General features: G+C 56.1%; 17 protein-coding genes and 2 pseudogenes. 15 read left to right on the top strand and 4 right to left on the bottom strand.

The window, feature by feature from the left end; translation table 11 throughout:
* Window positions 1-65: 65 nt before the first annotated feature.
* Genes KDW95_RS22935 through KDW95_RS22920 form a run of 4 tightly spaced genes read left to right on the top strand, consistent with a single transcriptional unit; the run spans window position 66 to window position 3,536 of the window.
* Window positions 66-983 carry an ABC transporter permease gene (locus KDW95_RS22935; RefSeq protein WP_255854075.1) on the top strand — a complete coding sequence of 306 codons (918 nt, stop codon included), beginning with the start codon at window positions 66-68 and terminating at the stop codon, window positions 981-983.
* 2 nt (window positions 984-985) lie between these two features.
* Window positions 986-1,885: an ABC transporter permease gene (locus KDW95_RS22930; RefSeq protein WP_255854074.1), complete on the top strand. Its 900-nt coding sequence runs from the start codon at window positions 986-988 to the stop codon at window positions 1,883-1,885.
* Window positions 1,882-2,736, top strand: coding sequence for an ABC transporter ATP-binding protein (locus tag KDW95_RS22925; protein ID WP_255854073.1), 855 nt, complete (start codon window positions 1,882-1,884; stop codon window positions 2,734-2,736). Before KDW95_RS22930 ends, KDW95_RS22925 begins: the two co-directional genes overlap by 4 nt.
* Complete coding sequence (locus KDW95_RS22920; protein ID WP_255854072.1) at window positions 2,736-3,536, top strand: ATP-binding cassette domain-containing protein; 801 nt, start codon at window positions 2,736-2,738, stop codon at window positions 3,534-3,536. The genes KDW95_RS22925 and KDW95_RS22920 overlap by 1 nt, the downstream gene beginning before the upstream one ends.
* Window positions 3,537-3,619: 83 nt before the next feature.
* Here the strand turns inward: KDW95_RS22920 and KDW95_RS22915 are convergent, their stop codons facing one another.
* Entirely contained in the window at window positions 3,620-4,540 is a 921-nt protein-coding gene (locus KDW95_RS22915; protein ID WP_255854071.1) for a LysR family transcriptional regulator, read from the bottom strand.
* Window positions 4,541-4,901: 361 nt separating this feature from the next.
* Window positions 4,902-5,555 carry an oxygen-insensitive NAD(P)H nitroreductase gene (nfsB, locus tag KDW95_RS22910; RefSeq protein ID WP_255854070.1) on the bottom strand — a complete coding sequence of 218 codons (654 nt, stop codon included), beginning with the start codon at window positions 5,553-5,555 and terminating at the stop codon, window positions 4,902-4,904.
* A 190-nt stretch (window positions 5,556-5,745) separates the two neighbouring features.
* On the opposite strand from nfsB, the gene KDW95_RS22905 reads away from it, so the two are divergent.
* The 3 genes and pseudogenes from KDW95_RS22905 to KDW95_RS22895 all read left to right on the top strand — a co-directional run.
* Complete coding sequence (locus tag KDW95_RS22905; RefSeq protein ID WP_255854069.1) at window positions 5,746-6,684, top strand: LysR family transcriptional regulator; 939 nt, start codon at window positions 5,746-5,748, stop codon at window positions 6,682-6,684.
* Window positions 6,685-6,813: 129 nt separating this feature from the next.
* Entirely contained in the window at window positions 6,814-7,512 is a 699-nt protein-coding gene (locus tag KDW95_RS22900; protein WP_255854067.1) for a haloacid dehalogenase type II, read from the top strand.
* A 213-nt stretch (window positions 7,513-7,725) separates the two neighbouring features.
* Window positions 7,726-7,881: pseudogene (locus tag KDW95_RS22895) on the top strand (IS3 family transposase); the annotation flags it as partial.
* Between the two features lie 393 nt (window positions 7,882-8,274).
* Here the strand turns inward: KDW95_RS22895 and KDW95_RS22890 are convergent.
* Window positions 8,275-9,528, bottom strand: coding sequence for an IS256 family transposase (locus tag KDW95_RS22890; RefSeq protein WP_255852692.1), 1,254 nt, complete (start codon window positions 9,526-9,528; stop codon window positions 8,275-8,277).
* Between the two features lie 279 nt (window positions 9,529-9,807).
* Here KDW95_RS22890 and KDW95_RS22885 point away from each other — a divergent pair, with 279 nt between their 5' ends.
* Entirely contained in the window at window positions 9,808-11,163 is a 1,356-nt protein-coding gene (locus KDW95_RS22885; protein ID WP_255854066.1) for a tyrosine-type recombinase/integrase, read from the top strand.
* A 291-nt stretch (window positions 11,164-11,454) separates the two neighbouring features.
* Here the strand turns inward: KDW95_RS22885 and KDW95_RS22880 are convergent, their stop codons facing one another.
* Window positions 11,455-11,583 carry a hypothetical protein gene (locus KDW95_RS22880; RefSeq protein WP_255854065.1) on the bottom strand — a complete coding sequence of 43 codons (129 nt, stop codon included), beginning with the start codon at window positions 11,581-11,583 and terminating at the stop codon, window positions 11,455-11,457.
* Window positions 11,584-11,964: 381 nt separating this feature from the next.
* On the opposite strand from KDW95_RS22880, the pseudogene KDW95_RS22875 reads away from it, so the two are divergent.
* The 7 genes and pseudogenes from KDW95_RS22875 to KDW95_RS22845 form a co-directional block, all read left to right on the top strand.
* Window positions 11,965-12,195, top strand: a pseudogene (locus KDW95_RS22875) (transposase domain-containing protein); the annotation flags it as partial.
* A gap of 153 nt (window positions 12,196-12,348) precedes the next feature.
* Window positions 12,349-13,992, top strand: a complete 1,644-nt coding sequence (ilvD, locus tag KDW95_RS22870) for a dihydroxy-acid dehydratase (protein WP_255854064.1) — start codon at window positions 12,349-12,351, stop codon at window positions 13,990-13,992.
* Window positions 13,993-14,711: 719 nt separating this feature from the next.
* On the top strand, window positions 14,712-15,584 hold the full coding sequence (locus KDW95_RS22865; protein ID WP_255854063.1) for an acetaldehyde dehydrogenase (acetylating): 873 nt from the start codon (window positions 14,712-14,714) through the stop codon (window positions 15,582-15,584).
* 11 nt (window positions 15,585-15,595) lie between these two features.
* Complete coding sequence (gene dmpG / locus KDW95_RS22860; RefSeq protein WP_255854062.1) at window positions 15,596-16,618, top strand: 4-hydroxy-2-oxovalerate aldolase; 1,023 nt, start codon at window positions 15,596-15,598, stop codon at window positions 16,616-16,618.
* Between the two features lie 104 nt (window positions 16,619-16,722).
* Entirely contained in the window at window positions 16,723-17,535 is an 813-nt protein-coding gene (locus KDW95_RS22855; protein WP_255854061.1) for an HpcH/HpaI aldolase family protein, read from the top strand.
* Between the two features lie 62 nt (window positions 17,536-17,597).
* Entirely contained in the window at window positions 17,598-18,047 is a 450-nt protein-coding gene (locus KDW95_RS22850) for an OsmC family protein (protein ID WP_255854060.1), read from the top strand.
* A gap of 22 nt (window positions 18,048-18,069) precedes the next feature.
* Window positions 18,070-18,858: an enoyl-CoA hydratase gene (locus KDW95_RS22845; protein ID WP_255854059.1), complete on the top strand. Its 789-nt coding sequence runs from the start codon at window positions 18,070-18,072 to the stop codon at window positions 18,856-18,858.
* Window positions 18,859-18,906: the final 48 nt, after the last annotated feature.

Genomic DNA, 18,906 nt, shown 5'->3' with positions numbered 1-18,906 from the left:
GCTGACCCGGGTACGGCCGGCAACGGCCGTACCCCTTCCTTTTCGAATAAAAAGTGAGCCCGCCCATGTTCAGATTCCTGCTGAAACGGCTGTTTGTGGCGCTGCTGGTCGCCCTCGCCGTTTCCTCCATCAGTTTTTCCCTCGCGTACCTGTCCGGTGATCCGGCCATCGCCATCGCCGGTGCCGGCGGCAGCGCCAAGGACGCAGAACTCGTGCGCCAGCTGTACGGTTTTGACCGCCCCATTATTGTGCAATACACCGACTGGATCGGTCAGGCCCTGCAGGGCAACCTGGGCACCAGTTACTACTTCAGCATGCCGGTGAGCCAGATCATCGCCGAGCGTATTCCCGTCACCCTGGTACTGGGTTCGGTTTCGTTCATCGTTGCCCTGCTGCTGGCCCTGCCGCTGGGCATTATGGCCGCCCTCAAGCCCAACGGAGTACTGGATCGCATCGCCCTGCTGATCGCGGTGTCCGGCCAGGCGGTACCCAGCTTCTGGCTCGGGCTGATCCTGATCGTGGTCTTTGGCGTCTGGTGGAACCTGCTGCCCATATCCGGTGCCGACAGCTGGCAGGGCTTTGTGCTGCCGGTCGTGGTGCTGAGCTATTACGCCCTCCCCACCCTGATGCGGCTGATGCGCGCCAGCATGATCGACGTGCTGCAGGCCAATTATGTACGCACCGCCCGCTCCAAGGGCCTGGGCATGACCACCGTGATTCTGCGCCATGGCCTGCGCAACGCCATTCTGCCGCTGGTGTCCGTAGCCGCGGTACAGCTGGGCATCCTGCTGTCCGGCTCCATCGTCATTGAAAGCGTCTTCGCCCTCAATGGCCTCGGTCGCCTGGCCTGGGAATCCCTGCTGCGCAGCGACCTGCCGGTGGTACAGGGCATCATTCTGATCCTGTCCCTGGTCTACGTGCTGCTCACCACCCTGGCAGACCTGATCAATGCCTGGCTCGACCCACGAATTCGCGAGGCCTGAACATGACGACCCTCAATACCACGACAATCCCGGCGCCGGATACGGCACAGGCAAAGCGGCCGCACTGGCTCAAGCGCGTCCGCCAGAGCAGCATCCTGATCGGCGGCGGCATTCTGCTGCTGATGATCGTTATTGCGCTCTTTGCCCCCCTGCTGTCACCCTTTGACCCGACACTGCAGGACCTGGACAACCGCTATGCCCTGCCTTTCTGGATGCCGGGTACCGATGCCGCCCACCTGCTGGGCACCGACCACCTGGGACGGGACTACCTGTCGCGCCTGCTGTACGGCGCCCGGATTTCCATCGGCATCGGCTTCAGCGTGGTGCTGGTGGCCGCCCTGATCGGCACCAGCCTGGGGCTGCTGGCCGGCTACTTCGGCGGCAAGGTGGACATGCTGATCAGCTTTCTGATCACCACCCGCCTCTCCCTGCCCATCGTGCTGGTGGCACTCGCCGCCGTGGCGCTCAAGGGTGCGTCCCTCACCACCCTGTGCACGGTTCTCAGCCTGCTGGTGTGGGACCAGTTCGCCATTGTGTCCCGCTCCGCCACCCAGGCCATACGGCACCAGGAGTACATTCGCGCCGCCCGGGCTACCGGAGCCTCGCACCTGCGCACCATGCTGCGCGAAATCCTGCCCAACCTGCGCACCACCCTGATCGTCATCGCCACGCTGGAAATGGCCAACGTGATACTGCTGGAATCGGCGCTGTCGTTTCTGGGGCTGGGCGTACGCCCGCCAACCCCATCCTGGGGACTGATGATTGCCGAAGGCCGTGACAGCATCCTGTTCGATGCCTGGCTCATCGCGCTGCCGGGCGGCATGCTCTGCCTGCTGGTACTGGCGGTGAACCTGTTTGGTGATGGCCTGCGCGATGCCACCGGCACGGAGATCAAACGATGAAAAACGTTCTCGAGGTTGCAGACCTGCGTGTGGAAATCCCCACCGAGCAGGGGATCGTAAAGGCCGTCAAGGGTGTCAGTTTTAGCCTGGAAGCCGGCGAAACCCTGTGCCTGATCGGCGAATCCGGCAGCGGCAAGTCCATGACGGCACTGTCGATCGTCGGCCTGCAAACGCCCAAGGCCCGGGTCAGTGCGAAGCGGCTGGAGCTGCTGGGCAAGCCCTTGCAGAGCCTGTCACAACGCCAGCTCGACCGGGTACGCGGCAAGGATATTGCCATCATCTTTCAGGACCCCATGACGGCCCTGAACCCGACCCTGACCATTGAGCGCCAGATGACCGAAGGCGTCATGCGCCACGAGGGTGTCAGTCGCACGGTTGCACGCGAACGGGCCACAACGCTGCTGCAAAAGGTCGGCATTCCCCAGGCAAAAGAGCGCCTGGCACAGTACCCGCACCAGTTTTCCGGCGGCCAGCGCCAGCGCATCATGATTGCGATGGCGCTGATGGGAAAACCCTCGCTGCTGATCGCCGACGAGCCCACCACGGCGCTGGATGTCACCATCCAGGCCCAGATACTGGAGCTGATTCGCACCCTGGCCAAGGAGCTCAACTTTGCCCTGCTGATGATTACCCACGACTTTGGCGTCGTCAGTGCCATGGCCGACAAGGTCTGCGTCATGTACCGGGGCAATATCGTTGAAGCGGGCGCCGCCAGCACAGTACTGGCGCAGCCACAGCATCCCTACACCCAGGGGCTGATCGCCTGCATCCCGATTCCCGGCCGCACCCGCCCCGGCACCCACCTGCCGGTGATCGACCACCAAAACCTGGCATTAAAGGAGCTGTCCTGATGTCTGATTCGTCCCGGGAAATCGTCCTTGATATCCGCCATGTCAGCCGCACCTACAAGCTCAACGGCGGCCTGTTCAAGCCGGCCCACAGCATCCATGCCCTGCGGGATGTGTCCATTCAGCTGGAGCGTGGCAGCACCCTTGGGCTGGTGGGAGAATCCGGCTGCGGCAAAAGCACCCTGGCCAGCATCATGCTGGGGCTGAACACCCCGGACAGCGGCGACGTGCTGCTTAACGGCAAGCCCATTCTGGCGATGTCACGGCTGGAACGCTCCAGCCTGATACAGCCGGTGTTCCAGGACCCCTACTCGTCACTGAACCCCGCGTTCAGCGTGCACGACAACCTGCTGCAGCCGCTGTTGATTCACAAAAGCCAGAGCAACAGCGCCGAGCGCTCGCGCCTTGTCATGGCCATGCTGGACAAGGTCGGCTTTCCACGACACCTGGCCCATGCCCGCCCCGGCGAGCTGTCCGGCGGCCAGTGCCAGCGCGTCGCCATCGCCCGCGCTCTGATGCTCAACCCGCCACTGCTGATCTGCGACGAACCCACCAGCGCACTGGATGTGTCGGTGCAGGCCCAGGTCATCAACCTGCTGCTGGATCTGAAGCAGGAGTTCAACCTGACCATGGTGTTTATCAGCCACAACCTGGCGGTTGTCGAACATCTGGCGGATCACGTCTGCGTGATGTACCAGGGGCAAGTGGTGGAAAAAGCCGAAGGCCAGGACCTGTTTGCCAGCCCGCAGCACCCCTATACAAAGGAACTGCTATCGGCGACCCTGCTGCCCGCGGCATCCTGATTTAACCGCACTGGAATGCAAAAACCCCGCGCTGATCAGCCAATCAGCGCGGGGCTTTTTAACAAATAAGCAAATAAGGCGGTTTACTCCGCGGCCCGCAGGGCGCCCAGCAGGCAACTGAAGAACACTTCCTCAGCCTCGCTGAAGCGCGGGTTCTGGTTCCACATCAGGTAGAGACTGATACGGGCAACCCCGTCCTCCGGCGGCAGCTTCCACAGGCGGCTGGCATCCAGGTCCGCCCGCACCACGTGTTCCGGCAAGGCGCCGATACCGATGCCGGTACGCACCATGCGAGCCACTTCATCCAGGCTGCAACTGGTGCCAACGGTGCGCCCTTCCAGGCGCTCCTGGGCGCGGTACAGCGCCAGCGGCGCCAGCACACCGTCCAGCTGTTCGCTGGCGAAGGAGACGAAATTCTCGTTGCGCAGGTGTTCCACCTGCAGGTTTTTCTTGCCAAACAGCGGGTGGGATTCGCCGCAATACAGATAGTAGCGCTGGTGCAGCAGCACGGTATCGCTCAGGCCTTCGATCTTGCGGCGTTTCAGGCAAATGCCAAAGGCGGCGTTGTAATGCAGCAGGGCGTGCTGAACATCGTCACTGGAGCCGGTCAGTATCTCGAAGGTCACGCGGGGGTTATTGCGATGAAAATCACTCAGTACCTGATCGAACAGCTCACTGTTGACGCCGGTTACCAGGGCCAGGCGCACCACACCGCTGAGGTCGTTGGGGACATCGCGCACGGCCATGGAAAGCCGCGCGATGCTGCCATAAATCACCACCGCCTCGCGATACACCAGTTCCCCGGCACCACTGAGCTCGAAGGTATTGCCGCTGCGCACGATCATGCGCTCACCCAGGCGGTCTTCCAGGCGCTTGAGCGCCAGGCTCACCGCGGGCTGCGTCAGGTGCAGGCGTTCGGCCGCACGGCTGATGCTGCCCTCCTGCACGATCGCAATAAAGGTGCGCAGAAGGTTCCAGTCCAGCCGATCATGAATACCTGACATCGTTGCCTCCAACGCCTGAAAGTGCCCCGGTTTTGCGCGTCAGCGCCTTTGAGGTGGCGCTGGCGCGCACCGCATCTGTTCACCGTCCTGGCAAGGGGATCGCTATTACCGTAGTTGCCCGCCGGGGAATAATTCACCGGGGGCACTCACAAAAGGCAGGTCGCAAGCAGGTTGAACCCGGGGTCTGATCCGGTGCCCGCGGCCATGCCGCTGTGTGGGCCTCACTATACCACCAAACGCCCCGCAGCACGGCACGTGCGTGCCGGGTAAAGGCCGCATGATAGGGCGCTCATCAACCATCAGCGACAGGCATGAAGGGAAAGAGCAGGCAATACCCCTGCCCCAGATGATGCTAGCTGGCTTAAATGCGGGTAAAGACCTGCTCCAGCGCGTGGCGGGATTTAGGCAGGGGTGCGTTAAAATCGTCTTCCGAGCGCTTGCCCAGCGATACCAGCACAACACTGCCATAGCCCTGTTCCTTCAGGCCCAGCTCCGCATCCAGAATCTCGGGGTCGAAGCCTTCCATCGGGCAGGCATCGATATTCAGTGCACCCGCGCCCAGCAACAGGGTGCCGAGCGCCAGGTAAACCTGCTTTTCCACCCAGTGCTGCATATCCTTGCGCTCATCCTTGTGCAGGTTGACGAACGAGGAGCGGGCCCTGTGCTGGGCGGCACGCTGGTCGGCGCTGGCAAAGCGGCCACTGGCCTCTTCCTGGTCCAGCAGTTGCTCAAGGTACGCAGCATCAATGTCGGTTTTCGCGCACAGCGCGATTACGTGGGACGCCTTCAGAATCTTGGGCTCGTTATACGCATAGGCGCCGGTGGCCGCCCTGGCGATACGCGCCTTGCCCTCTGCGGTGGAGGCAATCACGAAGTGCCAGGGCTGCGAGTTGACCGACGACGGGCTCATCTGCAGCAGCGCCATGATCTTGTCGATCTTACCCTGCGGGATCTGGTAGCTGGCATCGAATACCTTGGTGGTGTAACGCGCTTTGGAAACCTGCTGAATCGTCATGCTGAACTCTTCTCTATATAACGGGTAACGGATTAACTATCACGATGACGGCAGCCGCGCCGAATGGACTGCCAAATCCTGCGCTGAACGCGACAAGCCATTGCGCTGCAGCGGTTTGACACAGCATACTCTATGCATAAAGTTTGAATAACAGCTAATTAATAACATCACTTTCAAATAAAATTTAATAATGAAAGCCTTTAAAGACATCGAAATCTTCACCCGCACCGCGGAGCTGGGCAGCCTGTCCCGGGCCGCCAGAAGCCTGGGGCTGACCCCCGCCGCTGCGAGCGCCGCGCTCAAAAGGGTGGAAGAAGACGTGGATGCCTTGCTGATGATTCGCTCGACCCGCAGCCTGCGCCTGACCCAGCAAGGCGCACTGTACCTGCGCTACTGCCAGCAGGCGCTCAAGCTGATGACCGAAGGCCGGGATGCCGCCCACGCCATCCATGCCGCCGCCCGGGGTACGTTGCGGGTATCGGTGTCATCCGACTTTGGCCGCAACCTGCTGGCCCCCTGGCTGGACGACTTCCAGGCCCTGCATCCGGATATCCAGATACGCCTGAACCTGTCGGACCAGGTGTCCAACGTCGTCAAGGAGGAAGTCGATCTCGCCATTCGCTATGGCGTACCGCCGGACTCGACGCAGATTGCGATTCCCCTGGCCGCGAACAACCGGCGCATTCTCTGCGCCTCACCCGAGTTCATTGCCCGTGCAGGCCAGCCTGCAACCCCCTACGATCTGGTGAACTTCAACTGCCTGTGTTTCATGGTGGGCGAGCGGGTACACGAACAGTGGCAGTTCACCCATGCCCAGAAAGATGACGAAGTGCTGGTCGCAGTCAGCGGCAACTGCTCCTCCAACGACGGCGACATGGTGCGCCGCTGGGCCATCAGCGGCAAGGGCATCGCCTGCAAGTCCGAATTGGATGTAGCCGGCGATATCCGTGCCGGCCGGCTGGTACGGGTCTGCCCGGACTGGCAGGGCGAACTGGCACCGCTTTACCTGGTGGTTGCCGACCGTCGCCAGCTCAGCCCCCTGGTCCGGGTGATGAAAACCTTCCTGCAGCAAAAATGCGAGCAGCTGACGCAAGGCTCCACTCCGGGGGAAACAATTAGGGGCTGTTGATTTTCGCCAATGCGCCCAGGTGTTCTGTAAAATACCAGCAGAGCCGACCGGGGTACTATGCTGGAACGGGCAATGCGGGGCAGCCCGATGCCATTGCCCGGTCGACTCATAGCCGCCAGAGGATGCGCCATGCCAGAGCCCAAGCCCCCTTCGATCATCGTTTTCGATGTCAATGAAACCCTGCTCGACATCACCCATCTTGAGCCGCTGTTTGCACGCCGGTTCGGCAACCCCGGCGTGATGCGCGAATGGTTTGCGCAACTGATCCTCTACTCCCAGACCCTGACCCTGTCGGGCCTTTACACCCCGTTTGGCGAACTGGGCGCAGGCACGCTGCGCATGCTGGCCTCCACCCACGACGTACCGCTCACCGAAACCGATATCGATGAACTGAAGCAGCGCATGAATACCCTGCCGCCACACCCGGACGTGATCCCGGCCCTCAGACGGCTGCGCGATGCAGGCTTTCGGCTGGTCACCCTGACCAACTCCGCCAGTACCAGCTCCCCCACACCGCTGGAATACGCCGGCATCAACGACTTTTTCGAGCAGCGGTTCAGCGTTGAGGCCGTACAAAAGTTCAAGCCCGCGCCCGAAACCTACCACCAGGTCGCCCAGGCCCTGAGCGTCAAAACGTCGGACCTGTGCCTGCTGGCCTGCCACCTGTGGGACACCCTGGGCGCCCAGGCCGCCGGCTGTCGCGGCGCACTCGTGACCCGCCCCCACAACGCCCTCCTGCCCGCCAGCAACATGCTGCCGCCGGACCTTGTTTCACCCAGCCTCGGCGATCTCGCCGAACAGATCATCCAGCACTGGGGAAAAGACTAAGGGTGATGAAGGCCTGACTGGCGGTGTCGCTGTTTTTTTCGTGCGGAACCTGATGCGAGTCACTTGCGAGAAACTCTCTCTTTAGTGCCGGTACTTTTCGGAGGAACTACCCTGCTGTTGCCCGCATTGTTGTTATTAACCCGGAGGGTTAATACATGAAATAGGGATGTTTCATCATTGGCCTTCCTTTGAAAAGGATGGCCCAATGCGAACCCCATCCCCGGCTATGCCAGCCTCCTCGAGGCGAAACGTGACCTTAGCTACTATCTAATGCACCGCTACAACTGGCTGCGCCCTCACCAGTATAACGATGGCGTTCCGCCAGCCAGAGCCAAAGAAAAACTTAACGTAGTGTCTGGTATTAGTTGACCACTACAGTTCGCAGACGCCCGTGTAACTCGACGGCTTGAAGCAGTTTCCCATGACATGAGCCCAAGATTAATCCGCTCTGCAGAGCAGCGTTCATGACTGAGCTAGAGTTGCACTGAAAACCACCACCGCCGATGCCAACCCAGCGCTATTCTCGCACCAGCAATAGGGTTTCTCTGAGATGCAGGAAACGGTGACGCAGGATTGCGAAAAATGAACCATCCAGCTGGTGGCATACAGCAACTTAGCGAGAAACGGCGACCAGAAAAGAAAAACCCCAGAAACGACAAAGGCCGATAGATGATCTATCGGCCTAAGTCTTTGAATTCAATGGTCGGGACGAAAGGATTTGAACCTTCGACCCCGAGTTATTGTCAAATCTGGTGTATGACGTCAGGCGGCGTTCCTGTCTGATTGATCTTGTACTTGCTCACCATCCTTGAACTTCACGTTGTTGACCACGAGGGTCAGCAGATTAAATCCCTTGATCCGTTTCCAGTTTTTCTGTGCCGACTCCAACAGCTTGTAGACCATCGCCAGCGTCGTGTCCCTGGAGCCGCAGTTACGCGTCCGTTTGGTGCGCAACCTTACCGTGGCGAAAGTCGATTCGATCGGGTTGGTGGTCCGGATATGCACCCAGTGTTCTGCCGGGAAGTCGTAGAACGCCAGCAGCTCTTCCCGGTCCTTGGCCAGGCAATCCATGGCTTTGGGATACTTGCTACTGAACCGGGTCAGCGTCCGATCAAATGCCACCGTGGCCGCGTCACGCGTCTCGGCCATCCAGATATCGTGCAGCGCTTCTTTCACTTTGGGTTGCATGGATTTGGGCAGCTTGTTCAGTACATTCGCCGTCTTGTGTACCCAGCAGCGCTGGTGCCGGCTGGCAGGATACGTTTTGGTCATCGCTTTCCAGAACCCCAGCGCGCCATCGCCAATCGCCAGCTTCGGCGCGGTTTCCAGGCCACGCTCGCGCAGACCCAGCAGTAACTCCTCCCAGCTTGCCGTCGACTCCCGGTAGCCGTCTTCAACCGCAACCAATTCCTTGCGGCCGTGCTCGGTGACGCCAATGATCACCAGCAGGCAGAGGCGATCATCCATCCGGACGTTGCTGTGCACGCCGTCGGCCCACCAGTACACATAGCGCGAGTTCGCCAGGTCCCGTTGCCGCCATTGCTGGTGCTCTTCGAGCCATTGGCTCTTGAGTCGGGATATCGTATTGGCCGATAGCCCCTTGGCCTGATCGCCCAGCAGCGCGGCCAGTGAGTCCTGAAAATCTCCAGTGGAGATGCCCTTCAAGTACAGCCAGGGCAACAACTCCTCGACACTCCGGGCCCGCTTCAGGTACGGCGGCAGTAGCGCGCTGTTGAATCGAATCCCGGAACCGCTTCGGTCCCGCACCTTGGGCACCTTGATCTCGACATCACCGATACCAGTCTGGACGGTACGTTCAGGCAAATAGCCATTGCGAACCACGGCCTGGCGGCCATCTGGGAGCCGGGATTCGGCGTGCTGATTCAGAAGCCCCTGAAGCTCGGCTTCGACGGCGTGTGCGATCAGTTCACGTGCCCCTGCACGCAACAGCTCGGTCAGCGGATCTACTGCCTGTGCCTCTGGTTGTGAAAGAGCCCTCAGGGTAAAATCGGTCATGGCGTATCACCTCTGTTGATTGAGATCTTGGTCGTGATCAATCAACAGGATACGCCATCCCTCCTATCTCCCCGTACACCAGAAATCACCATAACTCTTCGACCCCTTGCACCCCATAAAAGAAATTGAACGTCCAGACCAATCCCACCCGATCCCACACTCACTTATTTATCAACAACTTAGATTAAAACATGTCTTCTTTCTGTCCATAGCCTTCCCATAGAATCCCACCAAAGCTATTCTCAAACGGTCACAGAACGGGCACGAGAAGCGACTCATATGGCAACGATCACGGATCGACAGATTAATGCTAAGCCAGACAGCAAGGATCGCTGGCTGAATGAAACCGTTATTCGAGGTCATGGTGTATTGATAGCCCGCATAACACCAAGCGGCCAGCGCTCCTTCTATTTCCGTTACACCAATAGTGAAGGTCGCCGGGATCGGCTCCCCATCGGAAGCTATAGCCGGGAAGCGCAGCCAGGTTACCTCACACTGACTCAAGCCAGATTGAAGGCCAAAGAGTTGGCGGCACTGCACCAGAGCGGCCTACCTAATATCCGTGAGCACCTTCAAACAGAGGAGCGCCAGCGACAGGCTGAGCGGGATATCGAGCTTGTGCGCCTAGAACAAGAGAATCAGACGCACCGCAGCCGAAGGACTGTAACAGAGCTGTTCGAGCATTGGGCAAAAGTAGATTTGGTGCGCCGCAAGGACAAGGGCGCAGAGATGCGTCGCCTCTTCACCAAAGAAGTGTTCCCCCTAATCGGTTCGATCGCTGTTGAAGATGTTCGCCGCCGCGATATCACCAACATTACCGACACCCTTTTGGCACGAGGCGTACCTCGTATGGCGAAGGTCACACTCAGCTCACTCCGGCAGATGTTCCGATTTGCTGTTGTACGTGAAATTCTCGACGCCGACCCAACAGCAGCTATCAGCAAGACCAGCATCGGTGGACCAAGCATCGAACGAGATCGTATATTGTCGGATGATGAAATTCGCCAGTTACAGGAAGGAATCCCGAACGCTGGGCTGCTAATAACCACGGAAGCTGCCGTATGGATTTGCTTTTCCACCTGCTGCCGCATAGGAGAACTGCTAGCTGCTGAGTGGCGAAATGTTGACCTCAGCAAACAGGAATGGGTCATCCCCGCCGAAAACAGCAAAAACGGGAAACCTCACACCGTCTACCTCTCATCATTTGCAATTCGGCACTTTGAACAGCTTCATGCTCTGACCGGTGCAGGCCGCTGGTGCTACCCTAACCGCGACGGTTCAGCTTCAGTAAGCTCAAAGACCATCACCAAACAGCTGACTGATCGACAACGACCACACGAGAAAGGACCCATGAGCGGGCGAAGCCAGAATGGACAGGCTTTGCTAATGCCTGGTGGCAAATGGACTCCACATGACCTCCGCCGTACCGGAGCTACCATCATGGTCGCCTCAGGGGTGCTACCGGAGGTTGCAGAGCGCTGCTTGAACCATACCGAAGAAAACAAAGTGAAGCGCACGTATCAACGGCACAACTATGCCAAGGAGATGCAAGAGGCTTGGCAAATACTAGGGCAGCGGTTACAACTTCTTACGGACGATGTTGCCGCCCATGTCATTTCAACCACCGTCGACTGAAAAGTCGCCAAGGCAGGTGTCAGATCAAGCCTGAATTAATATAATCCAGACTTTTAACCTTGATCAGTGAGATCGGATTCATGAGTCCGGAGGCATTTAAGTCCCGATACGTCGCTTAAAACCGTGCCCACAATTACTGTGGTAGTATCATGTTACCAGCTACTTTCATGGCCACTAGTATCGAGCAATGCCGTCGCCGGCGGGCTGTAGCTATCACAAGCTTCAGTATAGTTGACACCCAGTTTCCAATCGCCCTTGCTCCAGTCAACGCCGGCCTGCAGTTGTTCGTCTTCAAAGTGGCGGTCGGCAAACATCATTGTCGTAGTATTCATAGGTATAGTAAGCGCTGGTGCTGACCGTCGCGCCGGAGTCCAGGGTTTTGCCGACCTGGAAACCAATATCGGTACTTTTCTGCAGCATGTCTTCATTCACCACATGCACCGAGCTGTGCACCACCCCTGCACTGAGCCTGAGGCCACTGACAGGCTTGCCGGTCCACTGCGCAGCGAGTTCATACTCATCATCCTTGAGCCCGAGATCGCTCCAGCTGCCCTGATCCTTCGGCGCAGTGCCGGGGCCAGCAAAGCCGGCAAAGGTATCTTGCAGCTGTATCGAGGCGACAAACCTGAAGCCGTTCAGCTCCGGCGATTCATACCCTATCTTGATGGCATCCTACGTAGCCGCGAGAACGAGCGCCTGTTGCCGCCGAAAATGCCGTTGGCCCAGTCCCAGCTATTGGCAGTGCTGCGATCAAAGCCGCCTGCATAAGACAGGATTTCCACCAGAGCACGACGCCAGCGTAACTGGCTGTTCGCGGGCGCAGCGGGCAGCTGCAATCTTGATCGCCTGATCCTGCCCGCCAAACTGAACGGACATAAGCCCTACGCCTATCTGAAAGATGTGCTGGCTCGGCTCCCGACGCAGAGAAACAGTGCGATCGGTGAGCTGTCGCCGCATAGCAGAGCACCGACAAGGTGTAATCGCCGTCCATTTACGTCAGTACTTCACGACCTGGGACATCAATCGATGTAGATATTGGAGAATTACTCTAGAAGCCAATGATTGACACGGCTCGAACAAAATGCTTAACTTATTTAAATCTTAAATTTCAGATCTAGAATTACAAATTTCCTTGATCTATAGTCAATACCACTACGCAAGCCGAAAATCAGTGAGGTATCAATCATGACCACAAAAAAAAGCGATGTGTTCTATGCAAGCCCAAATCATATCGTCAACACTTTCCGCCGAGGTGTTGTAAGAGGTACAGGGTTGGAAGTTGAGAAGCTTAAGCGTCGTCCTCTGATTGCCATCGCTAACTCGCACTCTGAGCTTACCACTGGCCACAATCACCTCAATCGGCTCGCTGAAAAGGTAAAAGCAGGAATACTGGCTGGCGGTGGCGAATGTGCCGAATTTAATGTACCGGCACCTTGCGATGGGATATCGATGGCCCACGAAGGGATGAATTATGTACTTGCCCAGCGGGACCTCATTGCTGACATCATCGAGACCCATGTACGCTCTCAAGCTTTCGACGGTGTCGTTTTCATTGCTGGTTGCGACAAAATTAACCCGGGTATGATGATGGCCGCTGCCCGCTTGGAAATGCCAGCTATCTACTTAGCAGGTGGGCCAGGAAAGATGGGAATACGTAGTACCCCGAATTTCAACGGTTCCATAGATCATGCCGATCACTTTGATAACCAAACGATGCTCGAAGAAACCTTTAATTGCACCACCTGCGGTGCCTGCGAAATTATGGGGACAGCCAATACCTTCCAATGCATTGCTGAAGCTTTGGGTATCTGCCTGCCCGGGAGTTCTAATATTCCTGGCTATCATGCTGACAAGCTTATAGCCGCTAGAGCCACTGGTGAGCGTATCGTTCAGATGGTCGCAGAAAATTTGACGATGGATAAAATTCTAACGCCAAAAGCAATACATAATGGCGTGGTAACCAGTGTGGCGATTGGCGGGTCTACCAATGCCCTACTGCATCTACCTGCGATAGCTGCTTCTGCGGGCATTGAACTTCCAATTAGCGCATTCGAGGAGGTTTCTGGTATTCCAACCCTTTTGTCGATCAGCCCAAATGGCCCTTGGGGTATTCACGACCTGTGGGAAGCAGGTGGGATGCCTGCGGTTCTGAAGGTAATGCAGGATGATCTACATACTGACTGCATGACTGTAACTGGACGGCCCTTGGCTGACTCTTTGGAAAGTGCTCGTGTAGTCAATCCTAAGGTTATCCCTCCTCGTGATCAAGCTTATCGGCCTGATGCTGGTATCGCTGTACTGAGGGGAAATATTGCCCCAGATGGTTGCGTAGTTAAACGCGCTGGTGTCGCGGAGAGTATGTTGAAATGTAGCGGCCCTGCCCGCTGCTTCAACTCAGAGGATGAGGCCCTTGAAGGCGTTGAAAAGGGACTCGTCAAGCAGGGTGAAATTGTAGTGCTCCGCTATCAAGGCCCCAAAGGGGGTCCCGGCATGCCTGAGATGCTCGGCGTTACTCTTGCGTTAAAAAAAGCGAAGTTAAACCAAACTGCACTGATCACTGATGGCCGCTTCTCCGGTGCCACTGCAGGTCCCTGCGTAGGTCATATTTGCCCTGAAGCCTATGATGGCGGCTTGATAGCTTTGATTGAGGATGGTGATTTCATAGAATTGGATATTCCTAACCATCGAATCCATCTGCAAATCACTGATGAAGAGCAAGCCAAGCGTGCAGAAAACTGGAAAAGGATTGAGAAAGAGACTCCGCGTGGTTTTATGCGTATCTATCGAAAACATGTTCGTCCGGCCTGTGAAGGAGCCATTCTGGAGTAGTAAATAACCTTCAAAAAATCATGATATAGTTCATCTGATATCCTATCGAAAGCCTCCTGTAAATATAGGCTAATTTAAATGATGAACTTAGAATCGCTCGTTAATAATATCTATTATTAATAGTATGTAAAAGTTAATTTTTTATGCACCTTTAACTAAAAACAATTAACTAGTAGATAAATAATTAATATGAGAAAACCCCGCCTGTGCCGGGTGACTCGTATACGCTTGACCAAACTTACGACCAACCTACCTTCGCTTTCTACCAAGAAAGCTGAAGGCAGCCTTATTAAAGAATATGGAGTATTGTCGTATACACGCTAGGATTGTAAGTAAAACGTGGTATTAATTTAGAATAAAGCACCTTAATTTTATCTAAATAAAATTAATATGGTAGTTGGGCCTAAATTTCATTCGCTGTCTAAGCCATACTCGGTATCCAATGTGGTTAGCTACCTCAAGGGCAAAAGTGTAATCGCCATCGAAAGATAGTTAAAAGACTGTTAATGGCAGGATATTCTGAGCTCGAGGTTACCTCGTATCGATAGTTAGTCTAGATGAAGATATGGAACAAGAGTCTATCCGTAATCAGAAAAAATTGGATGAGTATTTAGGCCAACTACGACTAGATGTGATGTGGCGCCTTGGAGGCGCCCCCCTTATAAGCCTTCGGTTATTCCGGAGGCACTTTAACTATTTAATATTTATCGGAGAGACCAATGGGAAAAGTCAAGGTCGCAATTATTGGCCCGGGTAATATCGGAACCGACCTAATGTATAAGGTAATCAAAAACGATTACCTTGAAATGGGCGCAATGATTGGTATCGTACCTGAATCTGAGGGTCTCAGACGCGCACAGGATATGGGTATTACCACCTCGGCTGAGGGTATTGATTTTCTCAAGAGTAATCCTGATTGCGCCGAGATTATCTTCGATGCGACAACTGCATCGGCCCACGAAAAATTTAATGCCCCGGTGATCAACCAACTTGGCAAAATTGCCATCGACCTCACGCCTGCTGCCGTCGGAAAAATCGTGTCGCCGGTGGTCAATATGCATGACTGCCTGGGCGAAAATAATGTCAACCTGATCACCTGCGGCGGCCAGGCAACTACTCCGATCGTTTACACCATCAGCCAGCATGTGGGTATCAAGTACGCAGAGGTTGTTACCACCGTGGCCAGTAAGAGTGCGGGCCCCGGAACTAGGGCCAATATCGACGAGTATTCATCAACCACTGCGAAGGCACTTACCACGCTGGGCGGGGCGGATACGGCAAAGGTCTTCACCGTGTTTAACCCGGCCGAGCCTGCATCCCCCATGCGTAACACCATTTTTTGTGAACCCAGAGGCGAGTTCGATATTCAGGTGATCAATACCGCTGTCACGGAAATGGTCATGGCGATCCAGGAATACGTGCCGGGTTATGAGCTGACAATGGAGCCTATCGTGAATAATGGGGTGATAACAACAACTGTCAGCGTTAGCGGTGCCGGAGACTTTCTGCCCAGCTATGCCGGCAATCTGGATATGGAAACGTCTTCGGCCATCAAGGTCGCCGAAGAATACGCCAAGAAATTGCGCAACTGAGGGGATCACAAATGTCCACACGCAAGCCGGTTAAAATCATCGACACCACGCTCCGCGATGGTAGCCACGCCGTCCATCATCAATTCTCCGCCGAGGACATCACGCGCATCTGCAAAGGCCTGGAGGCCGGTGGTGTCTACGCGGCAGAAGTCAGTCATGGCGCTGGCATTGGTGGCTCTACCCTGCAATTTGGCCGCGCCAGGCTTTCCGACCGCGACATGCTGACAACGGCTGCAGCAGCACTGAAGAACACCAAGCTCGCCGTACTGCTGGTGCCGGGCCTTGGCACCATGGAAGACCTTAAGGTCGCCAAGGAATGCGGGGTCGAGATTGTTCGCATCGCGGTTCACTGTACCGAGATTGATGTCGCCATTCAGCACGTCAAGCTGGCCAAGGAAATTGGTCTGGAAGTCTGCGCCTTCTTCATGATGACGCACATGATCAGCGCGGATGAGCTGCTGGGCTACATGAAAGAGGCGGAATCTTACGGCGTGGATTATATCTACATGGCTGATTCAGCCGGCGCCATGGTGCCCGAAGATATCGCCGTGCGGGTTAAGCTACTCAAGAAGGAGCTCAATGTTCCCATCGGCCTACACTGCCACAATAACCTGGGGCTGGCCATCGGCAACTCCGTTGTCGGCTACGAAGCCGGGCTGGATTTTATCGACGCAACCCTGCAGGGCCTTGGCCCAGGCAGTGGCAACACTCCCACCGAGCCCCTTGTGGCGGTACTGAACAAGATGAAGGTGGACAGCGGCTGCAACCTTTATGCACTGATGGACACCGGCGACAAGTACGTCAAACCTCTGATTCAGCACACCATTCAGGTTACCAACCAGTCCCTGATTCTGGGTTACGCCGGCATCTACTCTAGCTTCTACCAAAAAGCCCTGGATATCGCCGAGGAATACGACCTCGACCCCCGAGACATTTTTGTCAGGCTGGGTGACCTGAAAGTGATTGGTGGCCAAGAAGACATGATTCTGGATATTGCCTACAAGATGGCTCAGGAACGCAAAGCCGCCAGCTGATTAAAGGCGGCAGCGATTGCAAACCTGAAACAGCCTGGCAAGGCGTATCTAGGCTCAAGGTCGATCACAGACGTTCGTATTGGGCGCTATTAGAGAGTTGATGAATGAGCACACTGACGAATCCATTGAAGCAAAAGCTGGCCGCAGGCATCCCCGTTTTCGGCACCGCGGTAACGGCTCCCAGCCCGCATCTGATGCGAACATTGGTGGCATGCGGCTTCGATTGGCTGATGATCGACCTTGAGCACGGTCCTATCGGGCCGGAGTCCACCCAGGCCATGATTAATGCCACCCTGGAGTCCAGCTGTACGCCACTGGTGCGGCTCGCTGCCGGCGAAAAGTGGATGGCGAAAATGGCGCTGGATTCAGGCGCTCTGGGGCTGTTCTTCCCTCTCATCATGGACGCGGGGGAAGCCAACTGTGCGATTAGGTCAGCAACCTACCCCCCCGCGGGTAATCGGGGCTTTGGGCCTATACATGCAGGCTATCGCTGGCAAATGAGCATGACCGAATATGCCCGGGATGCCGATGATGCCATCCTGAAGATCATCATGATTGAGCACCTGGATGCCGTCGACCGACTTGAGGAGATACTCAGCGTCAGTGGTATCGATCTTGTCTTTATCGCCCCCTATGATCTCTCTCAGAGCCTTGGGCTGGCCGGGCAATTCGATCACCCGCGGGTAAAAGAGACCCTGATGCTAGCAGAGCGTGCAGTACAGGCAGCCGGCATCCCTTTGGGCGGCTTTGCCGGTTCCCTTGAAGCCGGCCAGGAAATGCTGGCCCGCGGATACACGCTGCTGATGTTCGGTTACGACAGTATGCTGATTGAGAACGCTCTCACGCCCGTGCTGCAGAAACTGCGTAACCAGACCGGTCCTGACGCAGCACGCCTTCAGGAAGGCAGCCTGCGGTAGCATAACTACATCCCGTCAGTCAAAGATACTCAATAACACAAACAAAAACTGGAGCTATAACGATGTCACAACATAAATCTGAAATATCCTGGTCTTACAAAGAACACGAGCTGGAAAAAGAAACCTACTCCAGAAATCATGTTGTCAGTTTGAATGGCGGGCAGAACGTCAATGTTTCTGCCTCTGTCGAGTTCAAGGGTGATGAACGGTGTGCAGACCCGGAGCAGATGCTGATTAGTGCACTGGCCAGCTGTCATATGCTGTTTTTTCTTGCGATCGCGGAAATACAGGGCTATAGGGTTGAGTCCTATAAAGACTCGCCCGTCGGGTTTCTGGAGAAGTCAGACGGTGGTATGGCGGTTACCCGCATCGAACTGTCACCACGCGTGATTTTTGGTGGTGACAAGTCCATTGATGAAAAATCACTCACCCGCCTGCATAACAGCGCTCACCGCAGTTGCTTTATCAGAAACTCCATTAAGGCCGATGTCAGTATCAAGGTCGTTCTTTAATTGTATGAACCAGGAGGCAAGCATGCGCGACAAGGATACACAGACCCCTGTTCTTACCCGGGAGAACAGACACGGTGTCGTTACTCTGTGTCTGAATAATCCAGCCAAGTTCAACACCCTGTCCGAAGCAATGATGACAGCACTGCAGCGCGAACTGGACACGATACGAACCGACGAGAGTGTGCGCTGCGTTGTATTGTCCGGCCAGGGTAAAGCCTTTTGTGCCGGCCATGACCTGAGAGAAATGCGCTCCAAGCCCGACATCAAATACTATCAGGCCTTGTTCCAGCAATGCGGCCAGCTCATGCAGAGCATTGTAAACTTGCCGGTGCCGGTCATCGCCCGGGTGCACGGTATCGCCACCGCTGCCGGTTGCCAGCTGGTTGCTAGCTGTGACCTAGCAATAGCCTCGCAGTCTGCGCGTTTTGCGGTTTCCGGTATCAACGTGGGGCTATTTTGCTCCACTCCGGCCGTCGCGCTCTCGCGCAATATTGCGCCCAAACGAGCTTTCGATATGCTGACCACCGGCGGCTTTATTGATGCCCCAACAGCGCTGGAATGGGGCTTGATCAGTGAAGTCGTCGCCGATAATGCGCTTGATGCGGCGCTGGCGGCGAAAGTTGAGACAATTACAAGCAAGAGCCCCTCGGCTATCCGCATTGGCAAGTCAATGTTTTATCAGCAACAGCAAATGCCACTGGAAAAGGCCTACAAATATGCCGGTGATGTGATGGCAGGCAATATGATGGAGCAGGATGCGGGTGAGGGAATCGATGCTTTTTTAGAAAAAAGAACTCCCATTTGGAAATAGAAATGTCTCAGACCAAGAAGCCAGGGCCTTGACACTCGCGGAGTCGCG

The sequence above is a fragment of the Marinobacterium rhizophilum genome (genome assembly GCF_024397915.1).
Classification (GTDB): domain Bacteria; phylum Pseudomonadota; class Gammaproteobacteria; order Pseudomonadales; family Balneatricaceae; genus Marinobacterium_A; species Marinobacterium_A rhizophilum_A.
This window is presented reverse-complemented; position numbering and strand designations above follow the sequence as displayed.

What these genes read in the sequence shown, in the direction of transcription:
- KDW95_RS22935 (WP_255854075.1), top strand. Translation starts at nt 66, where the DNA reads ATGTTCAGATTCCTGCTGAAACGGCTGTTTGTGGCGCTGCTGGTCGCC.
- KDW95_RS22930 (WP_255854074.1), top strand. Translation starts at nt 986, where the DNA reads ATGACGACCCTCAATACCACGACAATCCCGGCGCCGGATACGGCACAG.
- KDW95_RS22925 (WP_255854073.1), top strand. Translation starts at nt 1,882, where the DNA reads ATGAAAAACGTTCTCGAGGTTGCAGACCTGCGTGTGGAAATCCCCACC.
- KDW95_RS22920 (WP_255854072.1), top strand. Translation starts at nt 2,736, where the DNA reads ATGTCTGATTCGTCCCGGGAAATCGTCCTTGATATCCGCCATGTCAGC.
- KDW95_RS22915 (WP_255854071.1), bottom strand. Translation starts at nt 4,540, where the DNA reads ATGTCAGGTATTCATGATCGGCTGGACTGGAACCTTCTGCGCACCTTT.
- nfsB (WP_255854070.1), bottom strand. Translation starts at nt 5,555, where the DNA reads ATGACGATTCAGCAGGTTTCCAAAGCGCGTTACACCACCAAGGTATTC.
- KDW95_RS22905 (WP_255854069.1), top strand. Translation starts at nt 5,746, where the DNA reads ATGAAAGCCTTTAAAGACATCGAAATCTTCACCCGCACCGCGGAGCTG.
- KDW95_RS22900 (WP_255854067.1), top strand. Translation starts at nt 6,814, where the DNA reads ATGCCAGAGCCCAAGCCCCCTTCGATCATCGTTTTCGATGTCAATGAA.
- KDW95_RS22890 (WP_255852692.1), bottom strand. Translation starts at nt 9,528, where the DNA reads ATGACCGATTTTACCCTGAGGGCTCTTTCACAACCAGAGGCACAGGCA.
- KDW95_RS22885 (WP_255854066.1), top strand. Translation starts at nt 9,808, where the DNA reads ATGGCAACGATCACGGATCGACAGATTAATGCTAAGCCAGACAGCAAG.
- KDW95_RS22880 (WP_255854065.1), bottom strand. Translation starts at nt 11,583, where the DNA reads ATGCTGCAGAAAAGTACCGATATTGGTTTCCAGGTCGGCAAAACCCTG.
- ilvD (WP_255854064.1), top strand. Translation starts at nt 12,349, where the DNA reads ATGACCACAAAAAAAAGCGATGTGTTCTATGCAAGCCCAAATCATATC.
- KDW95_RS22865 (WP_255854063.1), top strand. Translation starts at nt 14,712, where the DNA reads ATGGGAAAAGTCAAGGTCGCAATTATTGGCCCGGGTAATATCGGAACC.
- dmpG (WP_255854062.1), top strand. Translation starts at nt 15,596, where the DNA reads ATGTCCACACGCAAGCCGGTTAAAATCATCGACACCACGCTCCGCGAT.
- KDW95_RS22855 (WP_255854061.1), top strand. Translation starts at nt 16,723, where the DNA reads ATGAGCACACTGACGAATCCATTGAAGCAAAAGCTGGCCGCAGGCATC.
- KDW95_RS22850 (WP_255854060.1), top strand. Translation starts at nt 17,598, where the DNA reads ATGTCACAACATAAATCTGAAATATCCTGGTCTTACAAAGAACACGAG.
- KDW95_RS22845 (WP_255854059.1), top strand. Translation starts at nt 18,070, where the DNA reads ATGCGCGACAAGGATACACAGACCCCTGTTCTTACCCGGGAGAACAGA.